The sequence below is a fragment of the Comamonas odontotermitis genome, from assembly GCF_020080045.1.
GTDB classification, from domain to species: Bacteria; Pseudomonadota; Gammaproteobacteria; order Burkholderiales; family Burkholderiaceae_C; genus Comamonas; species Comamonas odontotermitis.
In genome coordinates, this window is the sequence record NZ_CP083451.1 from 1,889,682 (window position 1) to 1,903,806 (window position 14,125).

Here is a 14,125-nt window from a genome sequence, read left to right on the forward strand (position 1 = left end):
CACTGATGCAATATAGGCAGGCTTGCCTGCCGCAGCCTCGTCAGCCGCCGATATAGCTCATCTCCACCCGCTTGCGCAACTGGGCGATTTCGGGGTGCTGGCTGCGTTGCTCGCTGTAATTGTCGTTGCGCTCGCCCCAGATGTGGGCGATGGCAGCGGCAATGTCCTCGTCGCTGGCGCCGCCGCGCAACAGGCTGCGCAGATCCCAGCCTTCGCTGGCAAAGAGGCACAGGAACAGGCGCCCCTCGGTAGAGAGGCGGGCGCGGTTGCAGGCGTGGCAGAAGGCGTGCGTCACGCTGCTGATGAGGCCGATCTCGCCCAGGCTGGCATCGTGCTGGCCGTTGGCATCGGCATAGCCCCAGCGCACGGCGGTTTCACCTGGTGTAGTGGCGTCCAGCGGCAGCAGTTCGAATTCACCCTGCAGGCGCTCCAGCAACTCGTCGGACGGCAGCACTTCTTCCATGCGCCAGCCATTGGTGGCGCCCACGTCCATGAATTCGATGAACCGCAGGGTGACACCGCTGCCACGGAAGTGGCGCGCCATGGCGGTCACCTCGTGGTCATTGACGCCGCGCTTGACCACCATGTTCACCTTGATATTGGTAAAGCCCACGGCCTGCGCCTCTTCAATACCTTGCAGCACGGTGGCGACCGGGAAATCCATGTCGTTCATGCGGCGAAAGAGCGTGTCGTCCAGGCTGTCAAGGCTCACGGTCAGGCGCTTCAAGCCTGCGTCCTTCAGCGCGCGGGCCTTGCGCGCGAGGATGGAGCCATTGGTTGTCAGGGTCAGGTCCACCGGCTGGCCATCGGGCGTGGTGAGCGCAGCCAGCTGCTCGATCAGCGCTTCCAGGTTCTTGCGCAGCAGAGGCTCGCCGCCGGTGATGCGCAGCTTGCCCACGCCCTGGCCCACGAAGATGCGCGCAGCCCGGGTGATTTCCTCGAAGCTGAGCAGGTCGCTATGCGGCAGATACTGGTAATCCTTGCCAAACACATCCTTGGGCATGCAGTAGCTGCAGCGGAAGTTGCAGCGATCCGTCACGCTGATGCGCAAATCCCGCAGCGGGCGCTGGCGCTGGTCGCGCGGCCCTTGGGTGCCCGCTGCTCCGCCTGCCGGGCTTCCTGCCACAACCATCGGACGGGTGGCAGGAAGGGTCTGTTGACGCTCGTCGCGCAGCGGAATGATGGGGTGGGACATAGGCCAATGGTACCGCAGGCCAGAGGGGGCGATGGTCCGCCAGCCCGCATGAACAGGCGCTATGGCAGGAAATGAATAGCGCCCATGGAGCCGCAGGGGCAACGGTGTGCCAGGTGCGGCGTCAGGCCTTGGCCTTGCCGGGGTCGGGTGGCATATCCGCTGCAGCAGGGGCTTTGGCGGCTTCGGCCAGGGAGGTCTGGCGCAGCAATGGTTGCCAACCGACAAACTGGGGGTAGATGGCCGCAACTCCGCTGCCGTTGAAATCCCAGCCTGCACACTGGCCCAGGTGGCGTGGCGGCTGGTTCGGATCGGCCGATACAAAGGCCTTGTGCACGCTCTGGAAGGCGGCGGTGGCCATGTTGAAGAGCAGCTCGCGCATATGGGTGCAGCCGGCAATGCTGCCCAGGTTGGCCTCGATGGCCTTGCGCCAGCCGCGTGCCATGCTGCAGCCCACCATGTTCTGCATGGCAGGCAGGGCCTGGGGGCAGTCGCCAAGCGGGTGCGCGTCCATGGCCACTTCGATGGCCTGCACCACGAGGTCGGTGTTGATGGTGCAGCGGATCCACATATGGTGGATGGCGTCGCCCGCCTTGCGCTTGCGCTCGCCCGAGAGCACCAGGTCATAGGCCTTGGTGTCGAGCAATTCGCCCTCGATGTCCCACAGCCCGTCCTCGCGCTCGAAACTGCGAAAGCGCACATCGCGCAGGTGCTTGGGAATACGGTTGGCAACGGGGGAAAGCGGCATGTTCTTGTAGGCGTGGGTGGCGTTGCCGTGGGGCTGCTGCCGATAGAGACACTATGCGCCCGGCTGTGGCTTCTTGTCTGTGCAGCAAGTGACAGGGAGCACTGCGGCGCGAAGAGCCGCCAACAGGCAGAAAGCAGGCAGAAGCACGCCGGGCAATGCCGCTATTGTAAAAACAATCGCGCCGCCATGTTGCATTGCGGCATTTGGCGGCGCGTCAAGGTTTCGAGTGAGCGTATTTTGGCCGCTGGCACGCGCGTGGCGCGCGCCAGAAAGTCAAAACTGATAGCGACTTAGCCGGGCCAATCAACCGTGGCGGATGGCCACGGTCTTCAGTGTGGTGAAGCCGTACAGCGCCTCAAATCCTTTTTCACGGCCATGGCCGCTGGATTTGACGCCGCCAAATGGCAGCTCCACACCGCCTGCGGCACCATAGTTGTTGATGAAGACCTGGCCACTGCGCAGCCGCTTTGCCACGCGGAACTGGCGGCCGCCGTCACGCGTCCAGATTCCAGCAACCAGGCCGAACTCGGTGGCATTGGCCATCTGGATGGCTTCTTCCTCGGTATCGAAGGCCATCGAACTGAGCACCGGGCCAAACACCTCTTCCTGCGCGAGGCGGTGGTCAACCGGCACATCGCGCAGCAGGGTGGGCGCCTGGTAGTAGCCGCCTTCAGGGGCATCGTCCACAATCTGGCCCTGCGCAACGATGGAGATGCCGTCATTGTGGGCATCGCTCAAAAAATCCCATACGCGCTGCTGCTGCGTCTGGCGGATCAGCGGGCCCAGGTCTAAGTCCATCGTGGCCGAGCCCACGCGCAAGGCCTCGAAGGCAGAGGCCAGGCGAGCGAGCAGGGTTTCATAGATGCTGCGTTCGACCAGCAGGCGCGATCCGGCCGAGCAGGTCTGGCCCGAGTTCTGGATGATGGCGTTGATGATGGTGGGAATGGCCGCATCCAGGTCCGCATCGGCAAACACGATCTGCGGGCTTTTGCCGCCCAGCTCCATGGTGCAGGGGCAGTGGCGCTCGGCAGCGGCCTGTTCGATCAGGGTGCCGATGCGGGGGCTGCCGGTAAAGCTGATGTGGTCCACGCCGGGATGGCGGGCCAACGCATCGCCCACCTCGTGGCCGTAGCCGGTGACGATATTGATGGCGCCGGCAGGAAAGCCCACGTCGGCCGCCAGCTGGGCCACGCGGATCAGGCTCAGGCATGCGTCCTCCGAGGGTTTGACCACGCAGACATTGCCTGCCGCCAGCGCACCGCCCACGCAGCGGCCAAAGATCTGCATCGGGTAGTTCCAGGGCACGATATGGCCGGTCACGCCATGGGGTTCGCGCCAGGTCAGTACGCTGAATTCCTGCGGGTAGGGAATGGTTTCGCCATGCAGCTTGTCGCAGGCGCCAGCGTAGAACTCGAAGTAGCGTGCCAGCGCTGCCGCATCGGCCTTGGCCTGCTTGGTGGGCTTGCCGCAGTCGCGCTGCTCAATGGCGGCCAGCTCGTCTGCGTGCTCCAGCACCTTGGCCGACAGCTTCATCAGCAGGCGGCTGCGCTCCACCGGCGGCAGCTTGCCCCATACGTTCTGGTAGCACAGGCGGGCGGCCTGCACGGCGTGGTCGATGTCCTCGGCATTGCCGCGCTGGATTTCGTCGTACTGCTGGCCATCGGACGGGTCGATGACGGCAATGGTCTTGCCCGAGAGGGAGGGCACGGAGGCGTTGGCGATGTAGTGCAGTTGCATGGCGTTTGGGGTGCATGGGTGCCGCTGCGGCGCAGCGGCAAAACAGTTCTCACCTTAGCGCAGGATGGGCAGGGCGCCTACCGGGAATGGCCCGGGTCTGTCACGGGTTTGACGAAGGGCTGACATCGGCGTCCGGGCTTTTTTCAGCCAGGTGTCAGCCAATGCACCTAAAATCATCGGGTTTTGCACGCTGCAGCCAGTGGCCTGCGGGTCGCAAGCCTGTGGCCTCACCGGCGCTGGCGTGCTCCAGACACCCAACCATTTGACTCATAAGGAATCGCATGTCCTTCGAAAAACTGACCCCTGGCGCCAAGGCACCTGAAGTCTTCAACGTCGTGATCGAAATCTCGGCCAACTCCGCTCCCGTCAAGTATGAAGTGGACAAGGATTCGGGCTGCGTGTTTGTGGACCGCTTCCTGGGCACCGCCATGCACTACCCCGTCAACTACGGCTATGTGCCCCAGACGCTGTCTGGCGACGGCGACCCCGTCGATGTACTGGTGATGACGCCATTCCCGCTGCCTACCGGCGTGGTCGTGCCTTGCCGCGCCATCGGCATCCTGCACATGGAAGACGAATCGGGCGTGGACGGCAAGGTGCTGGCCGTGCCAACGCAAAAGCTGCTGCCCAGCTACGACAAGATCAACCACCTGAGCGACATCCACGATCTGGTGCTGCAGCAGATCTCCCACTTCTTCGAACACTACAAGGACCTGGAAAAGGGCAAGTGGGTCAAGGTGCTGGGCTGGAAGGGCGTGGACGAAGCACACAAGGAAGTCGTGGACGGCATCGCCAACTACAACAACAAAAAGTAATATTGATTGTTGCTGCTGGCGCCCGCACGATGGGCGCCATGGCATCAAAATAGATAGCAAAAGCCGGCCTTGCCGGCTTTTTCTTTGCCTTGGCCTGCTGCGGGTAAAGGGCCGCAGTCCCATGCAGCGGTGAGCGGGGCAGGCAATTTTCAGCGTCGGACAGCGCTTTTTGCATGCGTGCGCTCCAACTGCCTGTAAGCTCCCTGCATCAAAAGAATTCAGGAGTGCATTGTGGTGGATGTTGTCGATTGCGTCGTGGTTGGCGCAGGCGTGGTGGGCTTGGCCGTGGCGCGTGAGCTGGCGCTCGCCGGGCGCGAGGTGTTGGTGCTGGAGGCGCAGGATGCCATCGGCACCGGCACGAGTTCGCGCAACAGTGAGGTGATTCACGCAGGCATCTACTACCCGCAAGGCTCGCTCAAAGCCCGGTTGTGCGTGCAGGGCAAGGAAATGCTCTACCAGTACTGCGCAGAGCGGGGCATTGCCCACCAGCGCTGCGGCAAGCTGATCGTCGCAACATCCGAAGCGCAACGCGCCAAGCTGGACAGCATTGCCCTGCACGCCGCCGCCAATGGCGTCAACGATCTGGTGCTGCTCTCCCGCGACGAGGCCCGCGCCATGGAGCCTGCGCTGGAGTGCGTGGCGGCGCTGCATTCGCCCAGCACTGGCATCGTCGACAGCCATGGCCTGATGCTGGCCTTGCAGGGTGATCTGGAAAACGCGGGCGGCATGGTGGTGTTCAACAGCCCATTGGCCGGTGCGCAATGCAATGCGACGGTGGACGGCCACAAAGGCATTCTGCTCACTGCGCAGGATGGCACCCAACTGCTGGCGCAGACCGTGGTCAACGCGGCAGGCCTGTGGGCCCCCGACCTGGCGCGCCGGTTCGAGGGCCTGGCGCCCGAGCACATTCCTGCGGCGCACTATGCCAAGGGCAATTACTTCACGCTGAGCGGCCGCGCGCCTTTTTCGCACCTGATCTACCCGGTGCCCGAGGCAGCCGGCCTGGGCGTGCACCTGACGCTGGACTTGGGCGGCCAGGCCAAGTTTGGCCCTGATGTGCAGTGGGTGCAGAGCGCAGACGACCTGTTGGTGGATCCTGCGCGTGGCGAAGTGTTCTATGACGAGGTGCGCCGCTACTGGCCAGGCCTGCAGGATGGTGCACTGGCAGCAGGCTACGCAGGCATCCGCCCCAAGATCAGCGGTCCGGGCGAGCCCGCGGCTGACTTCGTGATTCAGGATGCCAGCACGCACGGCGTGGCCGGGCTGGTCCATCTGTTTGGCATCGAGTCGCCGGGTCTCACCAGCTGCATGGCCATCGGAAAAGCGGTGGCGCAGCGGCTGCAGTAGCGCACACACTGTGGCGCAAGGCCGGCCGGTAGGCCTTGTCTGACACCTACGCGGGTGCATGCGGGGCGCGTGGGGGCTGTGTTCTCCGGTAACATGTAAGCCAGCTGATGCCGCAGATGCTTGCTGTGGGGCTTGCGCGGCTGAAGTGCATCTCTCATGGATTTGCGCAGCAGGGGGGCTCGAAGAACATGACCCATGTTGGGGTCTCTGCCTGATTGACGTAAGCTATGGTTTCCCAAGCCTGATCAAGAAAAGGATGATGAATATGCGTAAATCGAATCTGTTTTCCGACACCGTAGAAAGCGCCCAGGCTGATCTGGAAAAGTTGGTGGGTGACGTGCGCAGCGTCCTGTCCAGCAAGGATCTGGACGGCGTGCCCGAGATCCGCGCCCTGCGCGCCCGTCTGGAAGACTCCGCAGGCAATGCCCGCGACAGCGCCGTACGCGCCGCGCAGGATGCCGCCCGCCAGGCCAAGGAAGCAGCGCTGGCTGCCGACCGCTATGCGCACGACGAGCCATGGCGCGTGGCAGGTGCCGCCCTGGCAGTCGGTGCCCTGATCGGTTTCATCTTCTCTCGCCGCTGATGGACGGCGCCGCGCCCAGGCGCGGCGGCCCGATCCAGCAGTGTGATTCAATAAGAAAAGCAGGGCGCCTATGCCCTGTTTCCATCGAGGAGCATCAATGAACTGGTTGTCTTTGCTGGGGCTCGAAGACACCCTCGCGAGGGGGCGTACGCTGCTGGCCGAAGGGGCCATCGCGGCGGAAGACCGTCTGGACCTGTTGTCCATCGAATGGCAGGAGCAGAAACGGAACATGCTCTGGATGGTGGTGATGGGCCTGGTGGTAGCCGGCCTCACCATCGTGGCGCTGACGGTGCTCTCGGGCGCCATCATCATCTCCTTCTGGGATACGCAGAGCCGCATGCTGGTGACCTGGCTGGTGGCAGCGGTCTGGCTGGTGCTGTGGATCGGCGTGCTGGTCTTTCTGGTGGTGACGGCCAAGAAAGCCACCAACCCGTTCCAGCTGACCAAGGCCGTGCTGAAAAAGGACTGGCAAGCTGCCAAGCGCCGCATCTGATGCGCCTGTGCTGCATTTGCGCGCCTGCACATGGTTGAGCGGGCAGCGCGGCGGAGAGTGCTGGATGGCGGAGAAGTGAAACAAGCCTGGAGCAATGGATGAAAGAACAAACCAAAGACATCGACCTGGTGCTGTTGCAGGATGCAGAACCCGAGGCGCGGGCCGTGCTGGAGCGCATCCAGGGCCAGCGCGAGCGCCTGTATGGACGCCGCCTTGCCCGCGAACAGGCCCTGGCCCTGAGGCGCGATGCAGGCCCTGACTACGCCCTGAGCCACGGCTCCATCGTGGAGCGCGTGATTGGCTTTGGTCGCCAGCACCCGGTGGTCTGTGTGGGTGCTGTGGGCCTGGGTCTGCTGCTGGGCCCGCGCAAGCTGCTGCGCATGGCAAGCGTGGTGCTGCCGCTGGTGATGAAACTGCGGCGCTGAGTGATCGATCAAACCGGGCTCCCGCAGGTTTGAATAGCCGCAGACCATGGCCGAGCGCACGTATCCAGGCAAAAAATAACCTGACTGCCATTTTCTCTGGTTAGAATTCCAACGCTTTGCGTATATGCGCAAAGCGTTGGCGCATTTTGAGCGTGCAAGCTGTCGTTTCCCCTCGGTACGACCCGGGGCCAAGCATTCACAATCCAAGTCGCAGCAATCGAAAGATGCGCGGCTTTTTTTTCGCCTGCAAAAAGGCGGTTGAAAAGGCCACTGGTGTGGCATCGCAGGTCCTGCGGCTCTGAGGGCCTCTCTCTGGGAGACCCAGCCGCTCGAAGTGAATGCGTGAATGCGCTTGGGGGACCCTGTTTCCATCCGGTACGGAACTTGCTGCAAACCGCCTGGCCACTGGTTCGACCCCGTGGACGTTCTACACAACAAGGAGTTTTCGGTATGAGTACAAGGCGTCGTATTGTTCAAGCGTGTTTGGCAGCCATTCCTGCGGCCATCGTGGCCGGCAGCCCTGTGGCGGCGCTGGCGCAGGCCAAGCTCAAGGTGGCGGCGGTCTACACCGTGCCCTACGAGCAGCAATGGGTCAGCCGCATCCACAATGCGCTGAAGGCGGCCGAGGCGCGTGGCGAGATCGAGTACAAATCCAGCGAGAACGTGGCCAATGCCGACTATGAGCGCGTGATGCGCGAATACGCCACCGGCGGCGCGCAGCTGATGTTTGGCGAAGTGTTCGGCGTGGAAGCCGCTGCCCGCAAGGTGGCCAAGGATTTCCCCAAGATGGCCATCGTGGCTGGCTCGTCCGGCAAGATCCAGGCGCCCAACTTCAGCGTGTTCGACAATTACATCCAGGAGCCTGCCTACCTCACCGGCATGATTGCTGGCGGCATGACCAAGACCGGCAAGATCGGCATGGTCGGGGGCTTTCCGATCCCCGAGGTGAACCGTCTGATGCACGCCTTCATGGCGGGCGCCAGGGAGACCAATCCCAAGGTGGAATTCACCGTTACCTTCATCAATAGCTGGTTTGACCCGCCCAAGGCCAAGGAAGCGACCTTTGCCATGATCGACAAGGGCGCCGACGTGCTCTACGCAGAGCGCTTTGGCGTGAGCGACGCCGCCAAGGAAAAGGGCAAGCTCGCCATCGGCAACGTGATCAATACGCAGGACAAGTACCCCGACACCGTGGTTGCATCCGCCCTGTGGCACATGGAGCCGAGCGTGGACCGCGCGATCAAGGCCGTCAAGGACGGCAGCTACAAGGCGGAAGACTACGGCCCGTACTCGATGATGAAATACAAGGGCTCGTCGCTCGCGCCGCTCGGTACCTTCGAGAAAAAGGTGCCTGCCGATCTGGTGGCCAAGGTCAAGGCCAAGGAAGCCGACATTCTGGCTGGCAAGTTCACCGTGAAGGTGGACGACTCCCAGCCCAAATCCACCGCCAAGTAAGGCGGCGTGCAGTGCACAGGGCGTGAAGGGCCAACCCCGGAGCGGCCTGCGCACGCTTTGGTATCAAAAGAATAGCGCATAGCGCTTTTCTGCATTGGGTTTTATTGGTTTTTCTAATGAAAAACCAATAGCCGCAAGCGCTGCCAGCTATTCTTTTTCCGCTTGATCATTCATTCTGGTGAACCGACACCAGAGAGCTGCACCCAGCACCACAGCGGTGCACAACCGGCGCTCCCGTGCCCCACACCATGCCGCCTTCATCATCTTCCGCCGCGCAGCCCGATCTGCCCGTACTGCAGCTGCACGGCATCACCAAACGCTTTGGCCCGCTGGTTGCCAACGATGCCATCTCGCTCACCCTGCACCGGGGCGAGGTGGTGGCATTGCTGGGCGAAAACGGGGCGGGCAAATCCACCCTCATGTCGATCCTGTTCGGGCACTATGTGGCCGATGAAGGCCATATCGATGTGCATGGGCAGCCCCTGCCGCCCGGGCAGCCGCGTGCATCGCTGGCTGCTGGCATCGGCATGGTGCACCAGCACTTTGCGCTGGCAGACAACCTGAGCGTGCTCGACAACATCATGGTGGGCAGCGAATCGCTGCTGCGCCCGGCATCGGCCACCGCGCAGGCACGCGCCAAACTGGTGCAGGTGGCCGCGCAGTTCGGGCTGCCGGTGCAGCCCGATACGCGAGTGGCGGGCCTGACGGTTGGCGAGCGCCAACGGGTGGAAATTCTGAAGGCCCTGTACCGGGGCGCGCGCATTCTGATCCTGGACGAGCCCACTGCCGTGCTTACGCCCCAGGAGAGCGAAGCGCTGTTCGCCACCCTGGCGCAGATGGTGGCCCAGGGTCTGTCGATCATCTTCATCAGCCACAAGCTGGGCGAAGTGCTGCGCGTGGCCGACCGCGTAGCCGTGCTGCGCCATGGCAAGCTGGTGGCCGAGGCACCCACGGCAGGCACCACACAGGCGCAACTCGCACAATGGATGGTGGGCGAGGCAGTGGCCCTGCCCGAGCGCCGCCCTGCGCAGAGCGTAGGTGCCAGCGTGTGCCAGCTGAGCCATGTACACACAGTGCTCAGCAAGAAAAGCACGGCGCGTGACCGCCTCGTCGATGTATCGCTCGATCTGCGGGCGGGCGAGATCGTTGCCATCGCCGGTGTCTCGGGCAACGGCCAGGTGGCGCTGGCCGATGTGCTGTGCGGCATGCGCCGTGCGGGCAGCGGTACGGTCAGCTACCAGGGGCGGCCGATGCCCGCGTCGCCCGTCGCGCTGGTGGCGCAGGGCGTGGCGCGTATTCCGGAAGACCGCCACAGCACGGGCGTGGTGGGCGATCTGCCGGTGTGGGAAAACGCCGTCTCCGAACGGCTGCGTAGCCGCTGGTTCTCGCGCCTGGGCTGGGTAAGGCGCGCCGCAGCGCGTAGTCAGGCCCAGCACGTCTCTGCGCAGTTTGATGTGCGCGGCGGAGGGCTTGATGCGCCGGCGCGCTCACTGTCGGGCGGCAATATGCAAAAGCTGATTCTGGGCCGGGCCTTGCTGGCGCCACAGGCGCAAGGCCCGGGTGGAGAGCAGGGCGCTCCGCGCCTCATCGTGGCGCACCAGCCCACCTGGGGGCTCGACATCGGCGCCGTGCGCTTTGTGCACCAGCAACTGCTGGCTGCGCGCGATGCAGGGGCTGCCGTACTGTTGATATCGGACGACCTGGACGAAGTACTGGCCCTGGGCGACCGCATTGGCGTGATGCACGAAGGCCACCTGTCGCCCGCGCTGCCACACGCCGAGTGGAGCCGCGAAACCATTGGCCTGGCGATGGCGGGGGCTGGTGTGCCCGCTGCTCGCGAGGCGTGAGAGATTGCCATGCGATTAGAAAAAAGACCCACCCCTTCCAAAGCCGCCATGGTGGCTGCGCCGCTGGGCGCTGTGTTGTTTACCTTGCTGGTCAGCGGCCTTTTAGTGCTGTGGGCGGGCGCGCCCGTGGGGGCCACGTACGCGGCGCTGTTCAAGGGCGCGTTTGGTTCGCTGTTTGCGCTGTCGGAGACGCTCACCCGCGCCGTGCCGCTGATTCTGACGGGGCTGGCCGCTGCCGTGGCCTTTCGTGCGCGGCTGTTCAACATTGGCGCGGAAGGCCAGTTGTATGCCGGCGCGGTGGCGGCTGTTGCCGTGGGCGGCATGCATGGGGGCACCGGGTTCGAGCTGCCGATGTACCTGCTCTTTCCGCTGATGCTGCTGGCAGCCGCTCTGGCCGGTGCAGCCTTGCTGCTGGGCCCGGCCCTGATGAAAACACGCCTGGGCGTGGACGAGGTGGTGACGACCTTGCTGCTCAATTTCGTGATGCTGCTGCTCGTGGCCTATCTGCTCGACGGTCCGATGAAGGACCCGATGGCCATGGGCTGGCCGCAAAGCGTGGCGCTGCAGGGCGATCTGGAATTGGGCAAGCTCATCCCGCAGACCCGTCTGCACACCGGCTTGGCGGTAGCCGTGGGGCTGGCGGTGGCGCTGTGGCTGCTGCTGCAACGCACGGTGGCGGGGTTTGATATCCGCGCAGCCGGTGCCAACCCGCGCGCTGCCGCATTTGCAGGTGTGTCGGTCACCCGAACGGTGGTGCTGGTGGCGCTGCTGTCAGGCGGGCTTGCGGGCCTGGCCGGAGCCATCGAGGTGGCGGGCCGCACAAGCTATCTCACGCTCGATATGTCGCCCGGCTACGGCTACAGCGGCATCGTGATTGCCATGCTGGCCGGACTGCACCCGCTGGGCGTGGTGGCGTCTGCCATCTTTGTGGCCGGCATGCTGGTGGGGGCCGACAGCATGAGCCGCGCCGTGGGCGTGCCCAATGCGATTGCCGATGTGATCGTGGCTGCGTCGCTGCTGTCGGTGCTGGTGGCCAGCCTGCTGACCCAATACCGCCTGCGCAGAAAGTGAGAAGCGCCATGTTTTCAGAAAAAACAGCCCTTGGTGCCCATCTGGTAAGCGCTATTTGCTATCGAAATGAGAGTATTGCAGTGCGAGGTGCGGCATGAGCGAGTTGATGGACATTCTGGCCAATGGTGCCTTCTGGGTGGCCGTGCTGCGCACCGCCACACCGCTGCTGCTGGGCACCCTGGGGGTGCTGCTGTGCGAGCGGGCCGGTGTGCTCAACCTGGGGATCGAAGGCATCATGGTGGCGGGGGCCTTCACCGGCTGGCTCACGGTGTATGCGGGCCATGGCCTGTGGACTGGCGTGCTGGTGGCGGCGCTTGCTGGCATGGTGTTTGGCGCGCTGCACGCATGGTTGACGGTAGGGCTGGCGCTGTCGCAGCACGTCTCGGGCCTGGGCATCACCATGCTGGCCACGGCCTTGTCGTATTACGGCTACCGCGTGAGTTTTCCGAAGGTGAACACGCCGCCCACCATCGCGCCGTTCGAAGCCATGGATTGGCTGCCGATACCGATTCTGGGCGAGCAGACGGCGCTTACCTTGCTAGCGCTGCTGCTGGTGCCGTTGCTCGCCTGGGTGCTGATGCGCACACCGCTGGGCCTGGCCGTGCGCATGGTGGGCGAAAACCCGCAGGCGGCTGAAGGGCAGGGCATTCCGGTGATGGCGGTGCGCAGCGGCGCCATCATTGCGGGCTCGGCGCTGATGGGCGTGGCGGGCGCCTTCCTTACCCTCTCGGCGTTCAATGCCTTTTTCTTCAACATGATCAATGGCCGTGGCTGGATCTGCGTGGCGCTGGTCGTGTTTGCGTCGTGGCGGCCGGGCAAGGCACTACTGGGGGCGCTGCTGTTTGCGTTTTTTGATGCGCTGCAGCTGCGACTGCAGCAGTCGGGCGACGGGCTGCTGCCATACCAGTTTTACCTGATGCTGCCGTACCTGCTGTCCATCCTGGCCCTGGTGCTGGTGGCCCGCAAGGCAGCCTATCCGCAGGCGCTGATGAAACCCTATCGCAAGGGTGAGCGCTGAACTATTGTTTTCATAGCAATCAGCGCTTGCCAGTTGTGCGCCAGAAGCCGGTTTGGCACCAAGACGCACCTTGAAAGGACAAAAAATGCTCGATCTCCTCATCACCAATGCCACGCTGCCCGATGGCCGGCAGCGCATGTCCATCGCCGTGCAGGGCGGCAAGATCACCGAAGTGACCGAAGGCCTGCAGGCGCCTGCACACGAGGTGGTGGACGCCCAGGGCCTGCTGCTGACCCCGCCCTTTGTCGACCCGCACTTTCACATGGATGCCACGCTCAGCTACGGCATGCCGCGCTTGAACGAAAGCGGCACCTTGCTTGAAGGCATCGCGCTGTGGGGCGAGCTCAAACCCCAGCTCACGCACGAGGCGCTGGTGGAGCGTGCCCTGGCCTACTGCGACTGGGCCGTGGCGCGCGGCCTGCTGGCCATCCGCAGCCATGTGGACACCAGCGAGCCGAGCCTGCTGCCCGTGGAGGCCATGCTCGACGTGCAAAAGCGCGTGGCCCCCTACATCGACCTGCAACTGGTTGCCTTTCCGCAAGATGGCGTGCTGCGCACCCCCGGCGGGCTTGATAACCTCAAACGCGCCCTGGCCATGGGGGTGGATGTGGTGGGCGGCATTCCCCACTTTGAACGCACCATGGCCGATGGTGCCGAGAGCGTACGTATTCTGTGCGAGCTGGCAGCCGAGCAGGGCAGGCGCGTGGACATGCACTGCGACGAATCGGACGATCCGCACTCCCGCCATGTCGAAACCCTGGCCTACCACACGCAGCGCCTGGGCCTGCACGGCCGTGTCACCGGCTCGCACCTCACCTCCATGCACAGCATGGACAACTACTACGTCAGCAAGCTCATACCGCTGATGGCAGAAGCCCAACTGGGCGTGGTCAGCAATCCGATGATCAACATCACCTTGCAGGGCCGCCACGACACCTATCCCAAGCGCCGTGGCATGACCCGCGTGCCCGAGCTGATGGCAGCGGGCCTGACCGTCGCCTTCGGACACGACTGCGTGATGGACCCCTGGTACAGCCTGGGCAGCGGCGACGCTCTGGATGTGGCCCACATGGGGCTGCATGTGGCGCAGATGACGAGCCGCACCGGCATGCAGCAGGCCTTTGATGCGATCACCCGGAACCCGGCCCAACTGCTGGGCCTGCAAGGCTACGGGCTGGAAGCAGGCTGCAATGCAGACTTTGTGCTGCTGCACGCCCACAACCCCATTGAAGCCCTGCGCCTGAAGGCCGCCCGCCTGGGCGTCTGGCGCCGTGGTGTCCGGATTGCAAGCTCGCCAGCGCCGGTGGCGACATTGAATCTAGCCGGACGGCCGACGGCTGTGTCGATGCTGCGCTGATCGTACGCCGGGCGCCCTGATACGGTGCAATGGCGGC

General features: G+C 64.1%; 13 protein-coding genes. 10 read left to right on the top strand and 3 right to left on the bottom strand.

Going from position 1 to position 14,125, the window contains the following annotated elements; genetic code table 11:
- Positions 1-40: 40 nt before the first annotated feature.
- The 3 genes from moaA to LAD35_RS08815 all read right to left on the bottom strand — a co-directional run bounded on the left by moaA (position 41) and on the right by LAD35_RS08815 (position 3,677).
- On the bottom strand, positions 41-1,195 hold the full coding sequence (moaA, locus tag LAD35_RS08805) for a GTP 3',8-cyclase MoaA (RefSeq protein WP_224152303.1): 1,155 nt from the start codon (positions 1,193-1,195) through the stop codon (positions 41-43).
- 121 nt (positions 1,196-1,316) lie between these two features.
- Positions 1,317-1,940: a DUF2889 domain-containing protein gene (locus LAD35_RS08810; RefSeq protein ID WP_224152304.1), complete on the bottom strand. Its 624-nt coding sequence runs from the start codon at positions 1,938-1,940 to the stop codon at positions 1,317-1,319.
- A 303-nt stretch (positions 1,941-2,243) separates the two neighbouring features.
- Positions 2,244-3,677: an aldehyde dehydrogenase family protein gene (locus LAD35_RS08815; RefSeq protein ID WP_224152305.1), complete on the bottom strand. Its 1,434-nt coding sequence runs from the start codon at positions 3,675-3,677 to the stop codon at positions 2,244-2,246.
- A gap of 281 nt (positions 3,678-3,958) precedes the next feature.
- On the opposite strand from LAD35_RS08815, the gene ppa reads away from it, so the two are divergent.
- From ppa to LAD35_RS08865, 10 genes are all read left to right on the top strand, one after another.
- The gene (gene ppa, locus LAD35_RS08820; protein WP_224152306.1) at positions 3,959-4,492 is read left to right on the top strand and encodes an inorganic diphosphatase; all 534 of its coding nucleotides are present in this window, start codon (positions 3,959-3,961) and stop codon (positions 4,490-4,492) included.
- Positions 4,493-4,723: 231 nt separating this feature from the next.
- Positions 4,724-5,839: an NAD(P)/FAD-dependent oxidoreductase gene (locus LAD35_RS08825; RefSeq protein WP_224152307.1), complete on the top strand. Its 1,116-nt coding sequence runs from the start codon at positions 4,724-4,726 to the stop codon at positions 5,837-5,839.
- A 265-nt stretch (positions 5,840-6,104) separates the two neighbouring features.
- Positions 6,105-6,422 (top strand): DUF883 family protein, encoded by a 318-nt coding sequence (locus LAD35_RS08830; RefSeq protein ID WP_224152308.1) that lies wholly within the window; start codon positions 6,105-6,107, stop codon positions 6,420-6,422.
- A 97-nt stretch (positions 6,423-6,519) separates the two neighbouring features.
- On the top strand, positions 6,520-6,915 hold the full coding sequence (locus LAD35_RS08835) for a phage holin family protein (RefSeq protein ID WP_224152309.1): 396 nt from the start codon (positions 6,520-6,522) through the stop codon (positions 6,913-6,915).
- Positions 6,916-7,013: 98 nt separating this feature from the next.
- Complete coding sequence (locus LAD35_RS08840; protein WP_224152310.1) at positions 7,014-7,340, top strand: hypothetical protein; 327 nt, start codon at positions 7,014-7,016, stop codon at positions 7,338-7,340.
- Between the two features lie 450 nt (positions 7,341-7,790).
- Entirely contained in the window at positions 7,791-8,795 is a 1,005-nt protein-coding gene (locus tag LAD35_RS08845) for a BMP family protein (RefSeq protein ID WP_224152311.1), read from the top strand.
- Positions 8,796-9,043: 248 nt separating this feature from the next.
- Positions 9,044-10,642: an ABC transporter ATP-binding protein gene (locus tag LAD35_RS08850; protein WP_224152312.1), complete on the top strand. Its 1,599-nt coding sequence runs from the start codon at positions 9,044-9,046 to the stop codon at positions 10,640-10,642.
- A gap of 9 nt (positions 10,643-10,651) precedes the next feature.
- Entirely contained in the window at positions 10,652-11,713 is a 1,062-nt protein-coding gene (locus tag LAD35_RS08855) for an ABC transporter permease (protein WP_224152313.1), read from the top strand.
- Positions 11,714-11,807: 94 nt separating this feature from the next.
- Positions 11,808-12,731, top strand: coding sequence for an ABC transporter permease (locus LAD35_RS08860; RefSeq protein WP_224152314.1), 924 nt, complete (start codon positions 11,808-11,810; stop codon positions 12,729-12,731).
- Between the two features lie 85 nt (positions 12,732-12,816).
- A complete protein-coding gene (locus tag LAD35_RS08865; RefSeq protein ID WP_224152315.1) occupies positions 12,817-14,088 on the top strand; it encodes an amidohydrolase family protein in 1,272 nt (423 codons plus the stop codon).
- Positions 14,089-14,125 lie beyond the last annotated feature (37 nt).